At 70.2% G+C, this 19,883-nt stretch carries 17 protein-coding genes and 4 pseudogenes; 11 read left to right on the top strand and 10 right to left on the bottom strand.

What is annotated here, in order from left to right; genetic code table 11:
• Positions 1 to 326: 326 nt before the first annotated feature.
• The 5 genes from OHA81_RS31680 to OHA81_RS31660 all read right to left on the bottom strand — a co-directional run bounded on the left by OHA81_RS31680 (position 327) and on the right by OHA81_RS31660 (position 5,494).
• Positions 327 to 794 carry a lamin tail domain-containing protein gene (locus OHA81_RS31680; protein ID WP_329201661.1) on the bottom strand — a complete coding sequence of 156 codons (468 nt, stop codon included), beginning with the start codon at positions 792 to 794 and terminating at the stop codon, positions 327 to 329.
• An 804-nt stretch (positions 795 to 1,598) separates the two neighbouring features.
• Positions 1,599 to 2,423 (bottom strand): hypothetical protein, encoded by an 825-nt coding sequence (locus OHA81_RS31675; RefSeq protein ID WP_329201659.1) that lies wholly within the window; start codon positions 2,421 to 2,423, stop codon positions 1,599 to 1,601.
• Between the two features lie 26 nt (positions 2,424 to 2,449).
• Complete coding sequence (locus tag OHA81_RS31670) at positions 2,450 to 2,797, bottom strand: hypothetical protein (RefSeq protein WP_329201657.1); 348 nt, start codon at positions 2,795 to 2,797, stop codon at positions 2,450 to 2,452.
• A 394-nt stretch (positions 2,798 to 3,191) separates the two neighbouring features.
• Positions 3,192 to 3,359 carry a hypothetical protein gene (locus OHA81_RS31665; protein WP_329201656.1) on the bottom strand — a complete coding sequence of 56 codons (168 nt, stop codon included), beginning with the start codon at positions 3,357 to 3,359 and terminating at the stop codon, positions 3,192 to 3,194.
• A gap of 215 nt (positions 3,360 to 3,574) precedes the next feature.
• Positions 3,575 to 5,494, bottom strand: coding sequence for a hypothetical protein (locus OHA81_RS31660; protein WP_329201654.1), 1,920 nt, complete (start codon positions 5,492 to 5,494; stop codon positions 3,575 to 3,577).
• A 310-nt stretch (positions 5,495 to 5,804) separates the two neighbouring features.
• Here OHA81_RS31660 and OHA81_RS31655 point away from each other — a divergent pair, with 310 nt between their 5' ends.
• Positions 5,805 to 5,972 (top strand): hypothetical protein, encoded by a 168-nt coding sequence (locus OHA81_RS31655; protein WP_329201652.1) that lies wholly within the window; start codon positions 5,805 to 5,807, stop codon positions 5,970 to 5,972.
• A 32-nt stretch (positions 5,973 to 6,004) separates the two neighbouring features.
• Positions 6,005 to 6,514: a GNAT family N-acetyltransferase gene (locus tag OHA81_RS31650; protein WP_329201650.1), complete on the top strand. Its 510-nt coding sequence runs from the start codon at positions 6,005 to 6,007 to the stop codon at positions 6,512 to 6,514.
• Between the two features lie 99 nt (positions 6,515 to 6,613).
• Here OHA81_RS31650 and OHA81_RS31645 read toward each other — a convergent pair whose 3' ends face one another.
• A complete protein-coding gene (locus OHA81_RS31645) occupies positions 6,614 to 6,880 on the bottom strand; it encodes a hypothetical protein (protein WP_329201648.1) in 267 nt (88 codons plus the stop codon).
• Between the two features lie 148 nt (positions 6,881 to 7,028).
• On the opposite strand from OHA81_RS31645, the gene OHA81_RS31640 reads away from it, so the two are divergent.
• Positions 7,029 to 8,141, top strand: a complete 1,113-nt coding sequence (locus tag OHA81_RS31640; protein ID WP_329201647.1) for an ABC transporter substrate-binding protein — start codon at positions 7,029 to 7,031, stop codon at positions 8,139 to 8,141.
• A 222-nt stretch (positions 8,142 to 8,363) separates the two neighbouring features.
• Here OHA81_RS31640 and OHA81_RS31635 read toward each other — a convergent pair.
• Both OHA81_RS31635 and OHA81_RS31630 read right to left on the bottom strand, forming a co-directional pair.
• A pseudogene (locus tag OHA81_RS31635) lies at positions 8,364 to 8,767 on the bottom strand (IS110 family transposase); the annotation flags it as partial.
• A 436-nt stretch (positions 8,768 to 9,203) separates the two neighbouring features.
• Positions 9,204 to 9,427: pseudogene (locus OHA81_RS31630) on the bottom strand (Tn3 family transposase); the annotation flags it as partial.
• Between the two features lie 374 nt (positions 9,428 to 9,801).
• Between OHA81_RS31630 and OHA81_RS31625 the strand changes: the two are divergent.
• The 5 genes from OHA81_RS31625 to OHA81_RS31605 are packed head-to-tail and all read left to right on the top strand — an operon-like array spanning position 9,802 to position 12,788.
• Positions 9,802 to 11,235 (top strand): PP2C family protein-serine/threonine phosphatase, encoded by a 1,434-nt coding sequence (locus OHA81_RS31625; protein ID WP_329201645.1) that lies wholly within the window; start codon positions 9,802 to 9,804, stop codon positions 11,233 to 11,235.
• A complete protein-coding gene (locus OHA81_RS31620; RefSeq protein ID WP_329201643.1) occupies positions 11,232 to 11,603 on the top strand; it encodes an STAS domain-containing protein in 372 nt (123 codons plus the stop codon). The genes OHA81_RS31625 and OHA81_RS31620 overlap by 4 nt, the downstream gene beginning before the upstream one ends.
• Positions 11,604 to 11,629: 26 nt before the next feature.
• Positions 11,630 to 11,818 (top strand): hypothetical protein, encoded by a 189-nt coding sequence (locus tag OHA81_RS31615; protein ID WP_329201640.1) that lies wholly within the window; start codon positions 11,630 to 11,632, stop codon positions 11,816 to 11,818.
• Between the two features lie 42 nt (positions 11,819 to 11,860).
• Positions 11,861 to 12,325: a DUF6228 family protein gene (locus tag OHA81_RS31610; RefSeq protein WP_329201638.1), complete on the top strand. Its 465-nt coding sequence runs from the start codon at positions 11,861 to 11,863 to the stop codon at positions 12,323 to 12,325.
• The gene (locus tag OHA81_RS31605) at positions 12,282 to 12,788 is read left to right on the top strand and encodes a hypothetical protein (protein WP_329201636.1); all 507 of its coding nucleotides are present in this window, start codon (positions 12,282 to 12,284) and stop codon (positions 12,786 to 12,788) included. The genes OHA81_RS31610 and OHA81_RS31605 overlap by 44 nt, the downstream gene beginning before the upstream one ends.
• 14 nt (positions 12,789 to 12,802) lie before the next feature.
• Here the strand turns inward: OHA81_RS31605 and OHA81_RS31600 are convergent.
• Positions 12,803 to 13,188: pseudogene (locus tag OHA81_RS31600) on the bottom strand (helix-turn-helix domain-containing protein); the annotation flags it as partial.
• 628 nt (positions 13,189 to 13,816) lie between these two features.
• Between OHA81_RS31600 and OHA81_RS31595 the strand changes: the two are divergent.
• Positions 13,817 to 14,383: a hypothetical protein gene (locus OHA81_RS31595; protein WP_329201634.1), complete on the top strand. Its 567-nt coding sequence runs from the start codon at positions 13,817 to 13,819 to the stop codon at positions 14,381 to 14,383.
• Positions 14,384 to 14,657: 274 nt separating this feature from the next.
• On the opposite strand, the gene OHA81_RS31590 is transcribed toward OHA81_RS31595, so the two are convergent.
• Entirely contained in the window at positions 14,658 to 14,861 is a 204-nt protein-coding gene (locus OHA81_RS31590; protein WP_329201633.1) for a hypothetical protein, read from the bottom strand.
• A gap of 923 nt (positions 14,862 to 15,784) precedes the next feature.
• Between OHA81_RS31590 and tal the strand changes: the two are divergent.
• Both tal and tkt read left to right on the top strand, forming a co-directional pair.
• Positions 15,785 to 16,903 (top strand): annotated as a pseudogene (tal, locus tag OHA81_RS31585) (transaldolase); the annotation flags it as partial.
• Between the two features lie 627 nt (positions 16,904 to 17,530).
• Positions 17,531 to 19,738 (top strand): transketolase, encoded by a 2,208-nt coding sequence (gene tkt, locus OHA81_RS31580; protein WP_443056730.1) that lies wholly within the window; start codon positions 17,531 to 17,533, stop codon positions 19,736 to 19,738.
• Positions 19,739 to 19,883: the final 145 nt, after the last annotated feature.

Raw genomic sequence — 19,883 nt, 5'->3', positions numbered from 1 at the left:
GGGCCCGGCCACCGAACTCCCGCAGCCCGCCAGAGGCGAGCGCCCGCCAAGGCCTGCGCCACGGTGAGATCCGCTCCAGTGAGGCGGCCGGGACGTTCCTGGAAGATGGCGAGAGTGCCGATGACGCGGCCGCGCAGGCGCAGGGGAAACACGTCCATGGCCGTTCGCCCTCCAACACGGTCAGGGCCCCTGCCTGGACTGCTACAGGAGCGGACAGGCCCGTACCGGCATCGACCTCACCGACCCGGTGATCATCGGGCCCTGGGGGCGATTCGCCTCCCTGGCCGTCCGGACGGGCTTCACGGCCGCCCACACCCGGACACCGGTCACTGGTGGCGTCGGCCCCAGGACTCGGTGTCGACCGTGCGGCCGCGGTCATCGCGCAGCGTGGCGGTGTCGCCGTGGTTGTCCCAGATGTAGTCGCGGCGGTTTTGGAACAGGTCGGTGCGGGTGTCGTGGCCGGTGCCGGTGTGGATATGGATGGTGGCGCGGCCGTTGATGCGGACGTTGTCGAAGCGGTAGCGGTTGCCGTCCTCATCGCGCAGGGTCCAGCCGCGGAGGTTGACGGCGTCGCGGGTGGTGTTGGTGATCTCCACCCACTCCGCGTTGAGGGACCGGTTGGAGCGGTCGTCGCGTCCGGGGCTGTCGGCCTGGACCCGGCTGATCTCCACCCGCGAATGCCGGCCGTGATCACGGTCCTGAGCGGTCGCCGGCAGCGCGGCAGCCCCCACCAAGGCCCCGGCGGCCAGAACGGTCGCGGCGATACGACGGACGGAGGAAGAAGCAGAAGACATGGGTGACGCTCCCTCAACGACAGTGCCCCACCTACCGAAGCAGGCGGCAGACACCGGTGCGGACTCCCGGCCCGGAGTGAGCCGGGAGCCACACTCGCGACCCCGCACCCGCCCAGGCGCAGCACGCCGTGAAGGCGGTTACCGGACACAGACAATCCCGTCACCTACTCCTACATACCCCATACACACCTGTTCAGCGTGGCCCTGACATGCGCTGCCCCCACGCTCACCCGCCCCACAAACGGCACCCAGCGACAACGCGCTCCGGCGTACCACCAGGCGCATCCCTGACCCCTCTCACCCACCCGGAGTAGTTGATCGGGTAACAACCGTTCTGCGCAGTTCTTCGCACGCCACCCATAGCTCGCATGTCACTTCGACCGCTCCACGGAAAGTGAGCCAGAACGTGAGACCTGGAAACGCCTGCCGGTGCGGCGGCCTCTGCAGTTGGGCGACAGAGGTTGCGACAGCTGTGACGCTACGTGGACGTCGGTCCTCGGTGTCCGGCTGTCGTCGCTGGGGTGGCGGCGCTGTTCAGGCAGTGGTCGAGGAGCGCGTGCATGCGGGGGACGGGCAGCGATGGGTTGGCGGCAGCGCCCTCCGCGGTGCGGGGGTCGGCGAGGAGGGTCCCCAGGGTCTCCGGTGCCAGGCTCGGGTTGGCGGCGGCTGCCCGGCACACCGACTCATCAGGGTCTTCCAACGGGGGTTCGGACAGGCCGGGGTCGGCTGCGGCCAGGGCGCGTACCTCGGGTTCCGGGTGGTCGATGAGGTGGGTCAGGCCGGTGCGGGGGAACGCGGACAGGGTCAGCAGGTGCGGTCGGTGGGCCGGGCGGGTAACGAAGACGTCCAGAAGGAGGTGTGGCGGAGCCAGGGGGTGGCGGCAGGCCAGCCGGATCCGTACCTCCTCGTCTTGTCCCGCGCGAGAGTTTCGACAAGTTCCGCGGGCAGGCTGGGCCAGCTCGCCGCAACCTGGCGGAGTACCGGTTCCTCGGACGCCGCGCAGGCGGCGAACCAGTCGGGCGACGGCTCGTCGGCCGGCTCGGTGATCGGGCAGGTGCAGTCCGGGCCGTGCCCGATGACCGCGTGGATGGCCCAGTACTCGGCCCAGGTGCGGGGGAAGGGGTGGAGGCGCGCGCGCATCCGCACGTCCTCGTCCGGGTCCTCCCTCAGCTCCGCCACCAGGTCCGGTCCCAGGTCGGGCCGGGCGGCGACCAACGCGCGGACCTCCGCCTCGGGGTGGCGGGCGAGCCGGGCGACGGCATAGGCCGGGGTGTGGCGGTTCCAGGCCAGGGGGTACGCCTTGTCCTCGGCGAAGCACTCCTCGACGAGCGCGGGGGACAGGGCGCACGTGCCGAGCACGAACGGCTTGCCGTGCGAGCCGATGGACGGCAGCGTGGCCTCCACCGCCTCCGGGTCCAGCTCCCAACGGCTCCCCTGCGCCGCTTCCCGTACCGCGGGATCCGGGTCGTCGAGCAGGGCCTTCCGCTGCTCGGGGGTGAGCGACTGCCAGCTCCAGGTGGCGCGTACGCGGAGCTCGGGGTGCTCGTGCCCGGCCATGGAGCGGTGGAATGACAGCGGGATCTGCCGGGAGGAGCTGAGCTCCTGGATGATTTCGTTCTCGGTGAGCATGCCGTCCTCGCCCCCGTCCTGGGCGGTCAGGAGGGTGACGAGGATGCCGTCCGGCAGTGGTCGGACCCGTCGGGGCCGGGGGCGGGGGCCGAGCCGACGGCGAGCCGATAGCGGACGATCCCGGACGGATCCGTGGCCAAGGGGGCGAGTCGCGCGGGGTCGACGTGCCGGTTGAGGGCGAGCGCGCCGCGGATCTTGCCGGCTGGGTGGCGGAGCGCTGCGTCGACAACGGCGTCGGGCAGGTCGCGGCCCTCGCACATCAGCGGGCCCACCTCACCGGCGGCTCGATCCATCAGGCGTATCAGTACGTCGGAGGGCGCCGCCGGGTTGAAGGCGACGCCGCGCAGCCACGGTTCACGGAGAGAGTCGGACACCGCGTCATCCTGCCACCTCGCCGCGCCCGGATCGGGCCACGTGGTGAGAACGTCGTCGGCGCCCCTTGGCGGGTTCGTCTGTGGGCTTCGGTCCAGGCGGCGAAGTCAAGCGATCGGGTGTTGCTGAAACTCGGCTACATCGTCTTCCTCGTGCCCGGGGGCGTTCTCGCCCCCGGGCAACAAACGCTCTCGCTACCGACCAACAAAGCCACGCCCTAGATCGAGGGCACTTTGCCCCTCCGTTTTCGATCTGGTCGCGCGCCTGCTGTTCACCTTCGATGAGACGGACCAGCGATGGGACGGACCAGCACCTGTCCATCTTCGGTGAATTAGCCGGCCCCCTTCGCACGGGTGACGCTCGGGGCGGCCGGCCCGCCCGCGAGGGCGGCCGGGATCAGGGGCCGGGGTAGTAGACACGCACTGCGCGTTCCGCGACGGCAACACGGCCGTTGTCCAGGATCATCGTGCGGGTGGCGCCGTAGCGGTAGCGCAGATCGGTGATCGCGACCAGACGACCACTGGTCAGGACCCGGTCCGCCAACCGTAGTTCGGTGGGCGGCATGTCCACCGGCACCCGCCCGGCACGCGTCCGCTATTCGGGTCCGGCCGGCCGGGCGTCGAGCTGCTCGCAGTCGACGGTGCGGGCGATCCACTGGAACCCGGAGGCGTCCACCAGCCGCACCTCCAGCGCAGAGGGGGCCAGCTCGAGCCGCCCGGGCGGAGGTGCGCCGGAGTTCAGAGTCAGACCGCCACGGCCGCCCGGCGGGGTGGCGGTGTTCAGCGCCGGGCTGCCACGGCTGCCGCGGTCGCGGCCAGGATGCGGTGCAGGACGGGGACCGGGATCGCCGGATTGGTGATCGCCTCGCATGCCGTGTCGCGGTCGTGCAGCAGTCCGGCAAGGACGCGGGCTGGCAGCCGCGGATTGCGCATCGCGGTCCCGCGGACGTGGGCTGCTGGGTCGTTCAGCAGCCGCACCGCGTCGGCCGGTGACAGCCGGGTGTCCTCGGCCGCGCGGCGGCGCACCTCGGCTTCTGGGTCGCGGGCGAGGCGTGCGACGTCCGCAGGCATGGACTCTGGATCGTCCAGGGCCAGGCGGCGCATCCGCCCATCGGGGTCGCCGGCAAAGCGCAGCAGCCCCGTACGGGGGAAGTTGGGGTGGCTGCGGGGGCGGTCGGGGTGAGTGAAGCTGCCGTCCCACCAGCGCCAGACCTCTAGCAGCATCTCGGCCGGGGCGTCATCGCAGGATTCGGCGAGGAACAGGCGGACCGTCCGGTCCTCGTCCCGGGCCAGACGCTCCACGACGTCCGGTGGAAGATGCCGGGCGCGGGCCACGCTTCGGCGGATGAGCGGATGGGACGACACGGCGAGGCGGCGCATCGCGTCGGCGTCACCGTGCAGGCCCTCGATCCAGGGCAGAGTGCGCGACATCGACGTCGGGTCGAAGTCGTAGCGCACCGCGGCACGCTGCTCCTCGTTGAGGTCGGGCCGCAGTGCCACCGCCGAGCGGATGTCGTCGTGTGGGTCCTCTGCCAGGACGGCGACGCGGTGGGCACTGAGCGCCGGGTTGGCGGCCAGTGCTCGGCGTACCTTCGGGTCCCCGTCCCGGACCAGCTCCGCCTCCAGCTCGGGCGAGAGACGGCACTGTTCGAGGGCGCGCCGGGGCTCGGGCAGCGTGGCAAAGACTTTGCGAGGCATGGGGACGCTGGTGTGGTGGGCGAGCAGCGCCGCCGTACGCACCGTGTCGTCGGTATCGGCCAGCAGTCGCGCCCGCAGCGGCGCTGCGAGGTCTTCCCACCGGGCGCAGGCAGTCGCCCGCACCCGGGGATCGGCGTCGGCCGCGAGGCTGGGGAGGTGGTGTGCGGGGAGCCCCGGGAGTTCGGCGGCCTGAGCGCGGGACGGGCCGGCGAGGAGGTCGTCGTACAGGTCGCCGGGGAGTTCGACGCCCCAGGCGCAGGCGTGCTCGGCCCAGAGCACTCGTCGGCTCGGCGACGGTTCGGCGCGGACCAGGCGTACCCACTGATCGGACGTGAGCTTGGGCCGGAAGGTGTCCGCGGGCCTCGAGCGCACCTGCGGATCGGGATGCGCCACGGCGGCGTCGAGTACGGCGGTCCGGTCGCAGCCGTGCAGGAAGCCCGCCTCCACATCCAGCAGCCGGATCAGCAGCTCGTCCGGCGCGGCCGGATTGGACCCGATCCCCTCGGCCCAGTGCAAAGGCCATGTGGGCTGGCCGGGCACCGCCGACCACACCTCGGCGCGCTCGACCTCCGTCTCTAGCCCGGCAGCTGCGGCGGCCTCCTCCAGCCGCTCCGGCAGTCGGTCGAGGGCCGTCACCCGAGGCCCGTCCGCGCCGGGCACCTCCGCCAGCAGCACCTGCCCGTCGAGGGAGAGCGCCACGAACCCGGGGTCGCCTGTCAGCCCCGGCACACCGCCGCCGGCGTAGCGGACCCGGGTCCACCAGGAGTCGTTGCCGCCGATCCGATGTCCGAGGACGGCCACCAGGAACTCCCCGTCGGCACCTGCAAGGCGGCGCCACCACTCGGTGTCGAGCGCTTCCCGGACCGTGCCGTCCGGCGCTGCGATTCCCCGCGCGATCCGCCAGCCGGCCTCCGGCGGGAACAGACTGCCTGGGCGCACGTCCTCGACAACCGTGAGTCCGGCGCATGGGAGCAGTTCGTTGAGTTCCTCTCGGTGTTGCACTTGGTCATGATCCCCGCCGGCTCGTGGTGGGACAAGGCTGTAGCCCAGGCGCAACCGTCCCTCACCCGCGTGCACGTCATTGGCTGCGATGCCGTTCGGCCCCGCCCGGGCGGCTCGTGGCTTCGTAGGTGAGTACGGAGAGCGAATGTTGATGGGGCCTGGCATCGGTTCTTGATCGAGATGTCCAGAAATGTTGACGAGAAGTGGCAGCACCGCAGAAGGCTCGGCTCTGGCGTGTCGGCACCGATGGCCATACTTCTGCTGTGAACCTGAGACCGGAGTTGACGCCCCCGTCCGTGAGTCGGCAGCGGTGGACGAGCTGTGCGGCGAGGTGGAGCGGATCGCTGACCTGCTGGATGCCCGCCCGGAGGCGGCGGGCGAGGCGATCACGGCCTTCAACACGACGACCGGTCACGACTACGACGCTCTCGACTTCGCGGAGTACGACGGCAGCAGGAGTCTGGCGCCGCCACTATGACGTCTGGATCCAAGGACAAGGGAGCAATACAGATGCTGCTACGTGATGTTGAGTACGGTGACGTCGACGCCTACGTCCGGATGCGATGCGACCCGGTCATGATGGCCGAGCTGGGCGGCCCGCTGCCTCGCGAAGGCATGGAGGCGAAGGTCCAACGTGATGTTCAACGAGTGGCAGCGGACACCGACTGGACAAAGATGATCGTGCCCGATGAGGCCGAGCTGGACGTGGTCGCGGGAACCGTGACCTTGTGGCCCCACGACGCAGACGGCGAGCGCATCTCCGAGATCGGCTGGATGGTGCTGCCGGAGTACCAGGGACAGGGACTCGGAAAGCAGGGCGTCCGCAAGCTGCTTGAGCTGGCCCGCGACGACGGCCGGTGGGGGTTGATACACGCATTCCCCGCAACAACCAACGCCCCGTCCAACGGCATCTGCCGCACGCTCGGCTTCCAATTCCTGGGCAAGCAAGACGTGCCCTTCGCCGGTCGAGTCCTGCAAACCAACCACTGGGCTATCGACCCTCGCACCGACCTGACCTGATACAGGACCGCAGCACGCCGGCGACCCGAGCGAAACTGCGGGGGCGGGAAACTGCGGGGGCGGGAGGCATTCATAGAGTTCCAATACCCGAGCACACCATTAGCGGTCTTCGCCGAAGACATCGTCCAGCACTACCAGCAGTTCCTGAACCACCGACGAAGCCAGCGCCCAGAGGGCGAATACTTCGATGTCACGCCGAAGGAATGGGCGCAGTTCGAGGAGCACTTCGACAAGCACAAGGTCGAACTCGGGAACTGCGGCGGGCCATACGGATCGCCCTGCCAGCACGAACACGCCTGCATCCGATGCCCCATGCTGCAGGTCAACCCGAAGAAGCTGCCCAGGCTCGCGGAAAGTCGGTTGCATATCGGCGATGGTGGTGGATCAAATGGCCGGCGTGAGCACCCGGGACGCGCCCGACCCGGCGAGACGTGACGAACGCGAACCGCCGGCCCCGACCGGCGCGCGATCCGGGCGGACCGTGACCGCATCGTCCCCAGGGAGACGCCAGCCGATGAATACGCCACCATCGCCGTCCGGAGCGGAGCACACAGACGGGTCCTCCGTCGGCCTGGGCGCTCTCGTACCGCTGACGCGGCCCGGCTGGGTCGAGGCGGGCCGACACCTGCTCGCAGGACTCGAGCTGGCCGCTCGTGAGGTCAACGATGCTGGCGGGATCGACGGCAGACCACTGGAGTTGGTGGTCCGGGATACCGCGGCGGATCCGGAGCGGGCCGCGGCGGCCGTGGAGGAATTGGCCGGCCTGGGCGTGGCCGCTGTGGCGGGCGAGTACCACAGCGTCGTCGCCCGCGCAGCCGCCGCCCGCGCCGACGCCCTCGGCGTGCCGTTCCTCTGCTCGTCCGCGGTGCTCGACGCGCTCACCGAGGAGCCGACGGAGTGGGTCGCGCGCCTGGCCCCGGCCCAGTCCCACGGCTGGGAGATCTACGCGGACTTCCTCCTCGGCGCGGGCCGGCGTCGGATCGCCGTGGCGACCCAGCCGAGCGTTTACTGGGCCTCAGGGACCCGCGTCCTGCGGGACCACCTCGTTGCGCGCGGCGGCACCGTCGTCGAGCTCGACACGACCGCGCTCACCCCCGAGGCCCTGTGCGATGTACTCGTCGGCCACGGCGCGACGGCGCTCCTTCTGCTGGTGGGCCATCCGGAACCGGCGGTGCCGATCGTCAGGGCCGTCCGGGGCGACCGGCGGCTCGCGGAGATCCTGATCGGCGCTCCGGCCGGACAACCGGAGTTCGCCGAATGGGCCGTGTTGCTGGGCGAGGACGGCGCCGGGATCCCGTTCCTGCGCTACCTGCCCGAGCGCCTCGGTCCGCTCGGGCAACGCGTCGGGAACGAGCTCCGCGAGCGCCTGGGCGAAGCGCCCTCCTTCGTCGCCTTCGAGGGCTGGGACACCGTCGCCGTCCTCGCCGAGGTGTTGCGTTCCCACGGCACGGACCGGGCGGCCATCGCCGCGTCGTGGCCGCGCGTGGTGGTCGAGGGTACCCGCGGGCCGGTCCGGTTCTCCCGCACGCCGGGCATCAGCGTGTGGCAATGGGCTTGGACACCAATCCAAGTCGTTGACCGGGACCCGGCGGAACCCGATCGTTTTCGTATCCTCCACGTCGGCTGAGAAAACATGGAAGACCGACTGCCCAGATCTGTCCGAACTTGAGGCTGTCTACGTGCCCACGCAGGCTCTCAGCTTCGCGGCCGGAGCCACGAACGCATCCTCGGACTATCGCGCGGCAATCGTCGTGAGGGCGTGTTCCAACCGTGCTGGTCACAGCCATTGATGGCCGCGACCAGCACGGTCGCCTCGTAGCGGACGGCGATGTTGATGCCCCTATGGATGTCAACAGAGGGATCCCGCGGCTCCGGTCTGGCCCGCCGGAGGGATTGCCGGGACGATCAGTCGGTAGATCTCTCGTGCGGCGTAGCGCTTGAGACAACTGATGATCTCCCGGCGTGTCTTGCCCTCGGCCAGACGTCGTTGCAGGTAGGCGCGGGTGCGATCGTCCCAGCGCAGGCGGCTGAGGGTGATTCGGTAGAGGGTGACGTTTGCCTGACTCTCGCCCCGCGGTTCAGCCGGCGGCGCTGTGTCTTCCGGGAAGACGCTTCGACCGGGCTGGTGCCGCATAGGGCCGCGAAGGAGGCCTAGCTGGCGAGTCGCTCAGGGTTGTCGCCGGCCGCGACGAGCAGGGCAGCGGCGCTGTCCGGGCCGACGCCGCGAACTTCCAGCAGACCTGGCGTACTGCTGTCGGCCTGCACCCGGCTGATCTCCACCCGCGAATGCCGGCCGTGGTCACTATCCTGTGCGGTTTCTCCGACATGGTGTTCGGCCTGCTCTCGATGCTCGGCCATGACTTCTCGCCCCCCTGCTGACCCTGTCCGACATCCTGTGGCGCGTGCAGCATCTGGCCCTGCACCGCGCTGGCGGTGGGCCGACCACCGACCTTGCCGCGGGCGGGTGGCGGTCGCGGGTGCCGATCAAGGTTGTTCCGGCGACGACGTGCAGGCGATGAGCCCCTTCGCGCCCCGCTTCGGCCGAACGCGAAGGGGCTTGACCCCTCACCGGCTACCACTCCGCCCGCACCGCCAGGCCCTGAGGGTCTGGATCCGGCCCTGTGTTGCCCTTCTTGGCGTGCGGGCGAATGGTCGGGTGGGGAGGGGGCGGTGCCCGGTCGGGGTGGCCGGTGGCGGCCATCTCCGGCTTCACCCCGCCGTCCAGGTTCAGCAGGGTGTCCAGGATGAACAGCGAGTCGCGCGGGGCACCCGGCACGACCATCTGCCCGATGCCCGCGAGCTGGCTATTTGCGGCATTTATCCATGTAATGCCCTTTTTGAAGTGGTAGTACTTCGTCGACGGGTTGGCGCTGATGGCCGCTTGGGGACCACGAACCGCAGCCCGTCCACCGATCGCCGCCGACGCCTGGGGGGTGTACTTCCGCGACGGCGGCCGCCTCGCCCGCGGCCTGAAGGTGGAGTTCACCGACGTCCAGGAGATCCGGATCGACCTCTGGCCGGCGGGCCCTCCTAGGGCGCCACCCAACTGTGCCTGAGGGGGGCGCAAGGGCCGCCCTTGGCCGTACGAGCGGCTCCCGGCCATCAGCCGTTCCTGGTGCCGCGTGCGGGGACGGAGCGAGGGCTGGCACATGTCCGCCAAGCGGGTCGTCTACCCGCCGGACATGCAGGCACGGTTACTCGCAATCGGTTTTCGTGACGTTGGGAGGCTGGTCTAGGCTGCCGAGGTCGTCGTCCACCGAGGCCGGCGCGGCCAGGAGAGACAGACGATGCCGCAAGCGGAACACGCGACCAGCCCGGCGGGCAAGCCGGACCGGCAGACGCTCAGCGCCGTGGAAGAAGCGGCCCGGATGGACGCGGTGCGCCGGTACGACATCCTCGACACCCCTCCGGACGGCGCGTTCGACCGCGTCGCGGCGATGGCGGCCCGGCTGTTCAAAGTGCCGGTGGCGAGCGTGACGATCGTGGACGAGGACCGGATCTGGTTCAAGGCCGCCCACGGCTTGGAAGGCGTCAGCGAGATCAGCCGGGAGCCGGGCCTGTGCGGCTCGGCGATCCTCGCCGACGACACACTGGTGATCCCGGACACACTCACCGACCCCGTCGCCTTCGACAACGGCCTGGTCACCGGGCCGATGGGCGTCCGCTTCTACGCCGCCGCGCCGATCATCACCGGCGACGGACACCGGCTGGGCACCGTCAACATCCTCGACACCAAGCCCCGCCTTATCACCGAGGACGACACCGCCACCCTCGCGGACCTGGCCGCGATCGTGCTCGACGAGCTGGAGATGCGCCTGGCGGCGCTGAACGCCCTGCGCGCCGAGCAGGAGCGGCGCATCGAGCAGGAGGAGGCCCGGCAGCGCGCGGACCAGGACAAGAACGCCATCCAGGCGTTCGCCTCCACCCTCCAGCGCACCCTGCTGCCGCCGGCACTGCCGGTGGTACCGGGCCTGGAGCTGGCCTGCCACTACGCCACCGCCTCCCCGCAGAACGTGGGCGGCGACTTCTACGACGTCTTCCCCCTCGGCGGGAAGAGGTGGGCGTTCTTCCTCGGAGACGTGTGCGGCAAGGGCCCAGAAGCCGCCGCCCTGACCTCCCTGACCCGCTACACCCTGCGCGCCGCAGCCCTGATCGACCCCGACCCCGATGTCGTCCTCACCTCGCTGAACACGGCGCTGCTCCTCGACCCGGCTGTCGGCACCCGGTTTTGCACCGCCGTCTTCGGCGTCCTCGAACCGCACGAGAGGGAAGGGTTCACGGTCACGGTGGCCACCGGTGGGCACCCCCCGGCCTACCACCTGCGCGCCTCCGGAGCGGTAGAAGCGGTGCAGCCCAAGGGAGGCATGCTCATCGGCGCGCTCGCTGGCGCGCACTTCGCCTCCCTCACCGTTCACCTCGCCCCGGGCGAAGGACTGCTCCTCTACACCGACGGGCTGACCGAGGCCCGCACCCTGGGGGGAGACATGGTCGGAGAAGAGGGGCTGACCCGTTTCCTCGCCGCGCGCACCGGGCCTGTCAGTGCGGCGGCGGTCATAGGGGACACCGTCGACCTCATCGACGCCATGCCCCATGGTGCCGGTGACGACGTCGCCCTGCTGGCCCTGTCCGTCCCCCTCGCCGACGCCGCGGACGGCCTCACCGCGACCGCTACCGCCCACACCGTCGCCCCTGCCGGCGAGACGTCGGAGAGCCGACCGTGACCGATTTCACCCTCACCGCACAGCACACCGAAGGCGACCTCGCCCTGGCCCACGTCGCCGGGGAACTCGACATGGCCACTGCCCCCCGCCTGCGCGCCCAGGCACTGGCTCTGATCGAACAAGGCCACCAGCACCTGATCCTGGACCTCGAAGCCGTCACCTTCTGCGACTCCTCCGGCTTCAACGCGCTGGTCGGCATCTATCGCTGCGCCAAGGCAGCCGAGGGCACCCTGGTTCTTGCCGCCGTCCCCGACCGCCTTGAGCGGCTACTGGACCTCACCGGCCTGAGCGCCTTGCTGCCCGCCCACCCCACCGCGGCCCACGCCCTTGTCGCGCACACCCGCAGCCAGGACACGTCCCCCGCGTAACCTCCCGCGGGCACCGTCCCGAGTGTGTGCCGCGTCGGATCAACGGCAGCGACCTGTTCGTCGCCAGCACCTTGTGGGCCTCGCGTTCCAGCCGTACGGGGCCTGCGGCACCAGCCGATCCCAGGCTCGTCGCCGCAGCCCTCGGCATGGACCCCGAAGGCGTCATGATCTACCTCGCCGACCATGTCGATGTAGGACGCCTCCCCGAGGCGTAATCTCCGCGACGGGTGGCTCTTCCGTGATCTACCGTTCAACCGATGCGCACCCACGACTCCGACCTCGACACGCCGACCGTCGTGACCGTCCGCTGCCGGAACAACCACTCCGTCAGCGTGAGGCTCCGCGACCCTTCCCGGCCTGACGGGGACCGCGTGCAATACGCCGTCGAGGCGTCCGCGCCAGGGCTGACCGCTCGCGTTGACCCGGTGGTCGCCTGGAACTGGGGCACCGACCTGGCGCCCTTCCTGGAGGGGCTGGCGGCCGACTTCCGCGGTTGGGACGGGCAGCGGGACTGGCAGACCAACGACCACGATCTCACCATCAGCGCGGTCTTCCGCTCCGGCGGTCACGTCAGGCTGACCTGGACTCTTCGCCCATGGAGAAGTGCAGCCGGCGGCTGGGAGGCATCCGTCACGACGTGGCTCGACGCTGGCGAGCAGATGTCTGCACTCGCGGTCGATGTCCGACGCTTCCTCACACAGCAGGACGGCAGCCGTCGCTGACCTTCAACTCGTCTGGACTCTCAAGGGACACGGGTGGGCCGACTGCAGCATCGATGACGGGCAAACCGACACCGAAGTCACAGCCTCGTACATCACCAGCGCCCCCGAGGACCTCCTGACGGCGATCGCCCGGCTGATTGGTGGTGAGGCCCAGACGCGTGCCCAGTTTGAGGCAGAGCCCACCGCTTTCCGGTGGATCTTCTACCGTGCGGGCAACGACGTGTGGATCCGCCTCCTTCAGCTACCGGACGGCGCCAAACACGACAACGCCGGGACCGAGATCTGGTCGACCCAGCAAAGCGTCGACGCTGTGGCGGGAGCAGTGATCCGCTGCTTCGACGAACTCGCCAAGAAGTACGGTGAGAGCGGATACCACGGCAAGTGGGGCGAACACTTCCCCCGCACCGAACTCGAAGCCCTGAGATCGTTCTGGCGCACACACCGGTCCGACCCGGCAGTCTGAACCCCCGAACCCGCGACCTGCACGTTCACTCCGTGGCGCCGGTGTTTGTGGGAGTAGTTGGCCCGGCCGTCGCCGACCCGGTCGCACTCGGCGAGGGTGCGTCGAGCAGGATGAAGTCGGGATCGCGCTCGCGCAGCGTCTTGAGCAGGCCCGGTGCTCGTTCGGCGAGCAGGTCGACGACCGCGCGGGTGTAGGCGTGGGCGGTGGACTCGCTGATCCCGAACCCGGCGGCGATCTTCGCCAGAGTGGTGTGGCTTCGCAGGTACACCAGTGCCACCATCGCCCGCTGGGACGGACGGAGCTTGCAGCGCCGGTCGCCCTCACGAGTGACAACCAGCATGGAACTGACCCACTCCACGAGCGCATGAGGCAGGTCAAGTGCGGCAGGATGGATGACCAACGAGGCTCCCGAGCAACGTGATTGAGACGTCAGACATCTCGATCAACAGCTCGGGGGCCTCGTTCGTTGCGCTTCACGACCACCACCCGATCGGTGGCCAACTCGAAGAAGCTCATTGCTCGCCGTCTTGGCCCTCTGGACGCTGGCCGCCACCGCCCTGGGTCTTCTGCTCGCCCGCCACATCCACCGCACGCCCGTAACCACGGACTGCGCGGAGGCAGGACATCACGGTGACGTAGCCACAAGCGTCACAGGAAGCCGATGAACTTCAGGCAGTCTGCTGTGAGCCTCTCCCTTCCTCAAGCGCGGTGTCCGGGCCTTCCACCGGCCGCGCGGCCTTCAGGAGAAGAGAAGAGCAGTCGCCGGCTGATCCGCGCAATCACCGCCGCCAGCGCGAACATCACCGGCGCGCTCCCGACCCTCTCATCACCGTTCTGGACACCGGCGTGCTGCCCGCCGAGCTGACCGAGATGGCCCTGTACTGCCGGGCCAAGGCCCGCAAGGACCTCAGCGAGAGCGCCACCGCCCGCGCCGGGATGCAGCAGGTCGCCGACGCAAACGGCCGCATCGCGCCCAAGGGCCGCCGTACCTGGCCAACCTGGCCCGGGCCGGCAACTTCCCCACCGCCTTGGCCGCCGTCCCCACCCTGGGCTGGAAGAACCGCTACCACCGCGCCCTCGGCGACATCCGCTGGTCCCACGCCGACACCACGGCCGCCGTCGCCGCCTTCGAAGCCTGCCGCGCGGAAGCCGAGCAGCACGGCGCTGCCGGCGAACGCGCCATCATGCAGGTCCGCCTCGCCCTCGCCGTCTCCTTCGCCGACCCCGACCGCGCCGACGACGAGCTCGCCCTCGCCCACCAGCTCCTAGACGGCCTAGACCAGCGCTCCAACACACTCCTTGCCCAGGTCGTCGCCCTGATCAAGGACGCCGGAACCAGCGACGTCACCGACCGCGCCCAGAGCCTGAACGCCGAGAGCGAGGCCGCAGGGCTTCCCTTCCTCCACCGGTTCGTGGAACTCGCCCTCGCCTTCCACAACGCCGTCCGCGGCAAGGACCAGCACCTCGCAGCCACCATCGACCGGCTGCGCGCTGACCGCCACCGGCGACTTCGCCTACTTCACCGACATCGCTCACTTCGTGGGCGCCCTGCCCCTGCCGGAGACGTGGACCACCTGCTGGACCAGGAGCGATGACGACGTCCGCTCTGAGTGCCGCGGCCTCGACCAGTCCCGGCAGAAACACCTGCGCGCCGGCAACTGACCCTGGACGAACGATGGCCCCGACCAACTAGGACCGCGAGCTGGTCGACACCGCCGCGCCCGACAGAAGCCACCGGCTTCACGTAGGTGAAGGCGAGCCGTTCACCTGGCCGAGATGACTTGGCCGTCGAACCTCACAGGTGCGTCCGGTCAGGACCGTTCCCGCCCCGGGCGCCGCCCGTCAGGGCCTTTACGAGTTGGTCGTGGGTCATGGTGGAGCGGCCGGGGACGTGCGCGGCCGCGCCTTCTTGTAAAGCTCTGCCTTCGTCAGGGACTGGAGGGACTCGGCGTTTGAGGTGACCCGCTTCTTCGCCGGCTCGGCCGTCTCCTTCTGGCGGCGGCTCGTGGTGGCCTTCTCGCGGGTGTCATTGGGGCTGCGGGCCCGTTCGACGCCGGCGCGCAGGGCTTCCATGAGGTCAACGGCGCCTGTGCCTTCGCCGGGGGGCTCGGACTTCTCGACGTTCTCACCGGTCTTCTTCGCGTCGATGAGGGCGGCGACCTTCTCCTGGAAGGTGTCGCTGAAGGAGTCGGGGTCCCCAGTCGATGGCCAGGGCGTTGATCAGTTGCTCGGCCATCTTCATCTCCTTCTCGGAAACCTTCACTGCGCCGGGCAGGTCCGGGATCTCTTGGCGGGGGTCTCGGATCTCGTCCGCCCAGTGAAGGATGTGGAGGGTCAGGATGCCGAGCGCCTCGTCCGCCTGGAGCTGCGACGAGGTACTCGTGGCCGCGCATGACGAAGGTGGCGACGCCAGCCCGGTTGGCTTCGGCGATGGCTGTCAGCAGCAGCGCGTAGACGTTGCCGGACTCTCTGCGCCGGGGCCGAGGTAGTACGTCTTGTCGAAGAAGATCGGATCGACCGCGGCCAGGTCGACGAGCCGTCCCGCCACGGCAGGGAGCGGCGGCTCAGGTCGTGGCCGCTGGATACGACCAGCACGTCGAGGTCCGCCTGAGGCCCGATTTCGATGCCGCCCGAGCCCTCGATGATCACCCCGGCGCCGATCGGGACGGTGGCGTCGTCGCGGGGCGGGCGGCCGTCGCAGGCGTCGGCGACCGCGTCGACCAGGGTGTGCGTACGACCTCCCGGGGTGCTCGGCGGCGGTCTTGCGCAGGAGGGCGGGCAGGTCGACCGCTTCGGCCTCGCGTTCCTGCACGTGATCAGGGGCGGCTGCCTTGCCGGGCCCCCTCGGCCACGAGTTGTTCGGGGTATTCCGCTTGTTGTGGGGTGATCCGGGCAGGTGGGGAGGGAACCACCGTGCGAGTGTCGCCGCCGGCCGTCGCCCTCCGGGCGGGAACATCCTCAGTGTGCGCGGCGCCGTACCGCTCTGGAGGTCTCGTATGTCCGTCTCCGCTGAATCCAGCCCGCTCTCCGACCTGTCCGCGGCCGGTGTATCGGTCTGGCTCGACGATCTGTCCCGGGAACTTCTCGCGGGCGGAGAACTGGAGAAGCTCATCGCGGACAAGCATGTCGTGGGAGTCACCACGAATCCCACGATCTTCGCTTCGGCCCTGTCGAAGGGGGACCGCTACAACGAGCAGTTGCGGCGCCTGGGCGAGGGGGGAAGCAGCGTCGACGACGCGGTCTTCGCCCTGACCACCGATGATGTGCGCCAGGCCTGTGACGTCCTGCGTCCCGTGTACGAGCGGAGCGCGGGGATCGACGGTCGCGTGTCCATCGAGGTCGACCCGCGGCTGGCGCAGGACGCGGGCTCCACCGCCGCGATGGCCCGCAAGCTCTGGCAGACGGTCGACCGACCGAACCTGTTCATCAAGATCCCGGCCACCCGGGCGGGGCTGGAAGCGATCACCGCTGTCACCGCCGAAGGCATCAGTGTCAACGTCACGCTCATCTTCTCCCGGGACCGCTACCGCGATGTGATGCACGCCTACCTGCGGGGGCTGGAACAGGCTCAGGCCGCGGGACACGACCTGGCGGGCATCCACTCGGTGGCCTCCTTCTTCGTCTCCCGCGTCGACGTCGAGGTCGACCGCCGCCTCGACGCCATCGGCACCGCGGAGGCCCTGGCACTCAAGGGCACGACCGCGATCGCCAACGCCCGCCTCGCCTTCCAGGCCTACGAACAACTACTCGTCGACCCGCGGTGGCAGCGACTCGCCGCGGCGGGAGCCCGCACGCAGCGCCCGCTGTGGGCCTCCACGGGCGTCAAGGACCCGAACCTTCCCGACACGATGTACGTCAGGGAGCTCGTGATCGCCGGCACGGTCAACACCATGCCCGGCGGCACGCTGGCCGCGTTCGCTGACCACGGCACCCTCCCCGCGCACGCGCCCACCGTGGACGACTTCACGGCAGCCAAGGCCCACTTCGCCGCGCTGGAACGGGTCGGCATCGACTTCACCGACGTCACCGACACGCTGGAGCGCGAGGGGCTGAGGAAGTTCGAGGACAGCTGGAGCGAGCTCGGGGAGTCGGTCGCCCGCGAAATGCACGCGAAGCCCGCCACAGCGGACGGCGACTCCGAGAGCGCCGAGCTCCTGGCGATCTACCTGGGCGACCACTACGCCGCCGCCACCGGCGGCCTGGAACTGTTCAGGCGGGCCGCGGACGCCCGCAAGGGCGAACAGGACGGCCACACGCTCGCCGAGCTCGCGGACCAGATCGACGAGGACCGCACCGCGCTGGCCCGGATCATGACGGACCTGGGCGTGTCGACCAGCCAGTCCAAGACGGCCGCGGGCTGGCTGGCGGAAAAGGCGGGGCGCCTCAAGACCAACGGACACCTGTTCTCCCGCTCCCCGCTCAGCGACGTCCTGGAGGCAGAAGCGATGCTGACGGGAGTCCAGGGCAAGGCAGCCTGCTGGCGCACCCTACGCGCCCTGGCCCAGACCGACAGCCGCCTCCACGCCGACGACCTCGACGTACTGCTGGAACGCGCCGCGCAGCAGAGCACCACGCTGGAGGAGGTGCGCTCCGCCGCGGCAGCCCGAACGCTGGGATCCCCGCCGCCGGCCGTCCGATGACGGCACCAAGGGCACCGCAGATGCCGGACAGCACGGCCGCGACAGCGCATCCACCGGCAGGCGGCCCGCTGGGCGGGCCGGTCCGCTTGACGAAAGGACAGCATGATGAGCGAGCAGCCCGGTGCAGCAAGGGGCGACAGGTCCGTGACGAGTCCGGTGGCCGAGCGTTGCGGCTGGGACGGAGTGGACGTACGCGCGGTGGATACCGTGCGGCTGCTGGCGGCCGACGCGGTCCAGAAGGTCGGCAACGGGCATCCCGGGACGGCGATGAGCCTGGCCCCGCTGGCGTACCTGCTGTTCCAGAACGTCATGAAGCATGACCCCGCCGACGACCGCTGGCTGGGCAGGGACCGGTTCGTCCTGTCCTGCGGGCACTCCAGCCTCACCCTCTACATCCAGCTGTACCTGGCCGGCTACGGCCTGGAGCTGCCGGATCTGGAGGCGTACCGGACCTGGGGCTCGGCGACCCCGGGCCATCCCGAGCACCGTCACACCCGTGGGGTGGAGATCACCACCGGGCCGCTGGGGCAGGGTTTGGCCAGTGCGGTCGGCATGGCCATGGCCGCGCGCCGCGAACGCGGTCTGCTGGACCCGGACGCGGAGCCGGGCAGCAGCCCCTTCGACCGCCACGTCTACGTCATCGCCTCAGACGGCGACCTGATGGAAGGAGTCACCGCGGAGGCCGCCTCCCTGGCCGGACACCAGGAACTGGGCGATCTGACCGTGTTCTACGACTCGAACCACATCTCGATCGAGGACGATACCGACATCTCCTTCAGTGAGGACGTGCCCGCCCGCTTCGCCTCCTACGGCTGGCACGTGCAGAGCGTCGACTGGACCGCCACGGGCGAGTACGTCGAGGACGTCGATGCCCTGCTCACCGCGATCCGAGCCGCCCGGGCCGAGACCGGGCGCCCCTCGCTGATCATGCTGCGGACCCTGATCGGCTGGCCCGCCCCGACCAAGCAGAACACCGGTAAGGCCCACGGCTCGGCACTGGGCGAGGACGAGATCGCCGCCACCAAGCAACTCCTCGGCTTCGACCCCACGGCGCACTTCGTCGTCGAGGATGAGGTCTTGGCCCGCACCCGCAGGGCGGCGGAGCGCGGCCGCAGGGCACACTCCGCATGGGATGAGGCGTTCGCGGCCTGGCGCACCGCGCATCCCGATCGTGCTGCGCTGCTGGACCGGCTCCAGGCCCAGCGGCTGCCGGACGGCTGGACCGACGCCCTGCCCGCCTTCCCCGCCGATGCCAAGGGGATGGCGACGCGCGCCGCCTCCGGTGAGGTGCTCACCGCGCTGGCCCCGGTACTGCCGGAGCTGTGGGGCGGCTCGGCCGACCTCGCCGGGAGCAACAACACCACCATGGACGGCGAACCGTCATTCGTCCCGGCCGACCGGCAGACCAAGGACTGGAAGGGCGGACCCTACGGACGCACCCTGCACTTCGGGATCCGCGAGCACGCCATGGGCGCCGTCCTCAACGGCATCGCCCTGCAAAGCCTCACCCGCCCCTACGGCGGCACCTTCCTCACCTTCTCCGACTACATGCGCCCCGCCGTCCGCCTCGCCGCCCTCATGCAACTACCCGCCACCTACATCTGGACCCACGACTCCATCGGCCTCGGCGAGGACGGCCCCACCCACCAACCCGTCGAACACCTCGCCGCACTGCGCGCCATCCCCGGCCTGGACGTCGTACGCCCCGCCGACGCGAACGAAACCACCGCCTGCTGGCAGACCATCCTCGAACACACCGACCGGCCCGCCGGCCTGATCCTCTCCCGCCAGAACCTGCCCGTCCTCGACCGCGGCACCTACGCCCCGGCCCGGGGAGCGGCCCGCGGCGCCTACGTCCTCGCCGACGCACACGACGGCACGGCGCCCGAGGTGATCCTGGTCGCCACCGGCTCGGAAGTGCACATCGCCCTGGACGCACGCGACCTGCTGACCGCCCAAGGCCTTGCGGTGCGGGTGGTATCGATGCCGTGCCGCGAATGGTTCGCCGCCCAACCCCAGCACTACCAGGACGAGGTCCTGCCACCGGCCGTGCGCGCCCGAGTCAGCGTCGAGGCCGCGGTCGGCCAAGGCTGGCGCGACATCGTCGGCGACGACGGACGCATCGTCAGCCTGGAACACTACGGCGCCTCCGCCGACTACCAGCGCCTCTACACCGAGTTCGGCATCACTCCCGAAGCGGTCGCCGCAGCCGCCCGCGACAGCCTCCACGACACCACCCAGACCCCCCGCCCCGGCGGGCACCAGCGCACCTCAGCCCCGACGGAGGGCGGCACCGGCGACCACCCCTGATCGAAGCGCGCACCGAGCCCCACCAGCCCGCACCACGGTGGCACGGCCTGTTGCAGCGCCCACGACGGCTGGATCAGCCGCCGACCGCGACGCTCAGCAGCACACGGGCGTATCCGTGGAGCCGGCAGCCGGCCGACGGCTGACG

The sequence above is a fragment of the Streptomyces sp. NBC_00667 genome (genome assembly GCF_036226825.1).
Lineage (GTDB): Bacteria > Actinomycetota > Actinomycetes > Streptomycetales > Streptomycetaceae > Streptomyces.
The sequence above is the reverse complement of the archived record's forward strand: the minus strand, read 5'-3'. Positions and strand labels throughout refer to the sequence as shown.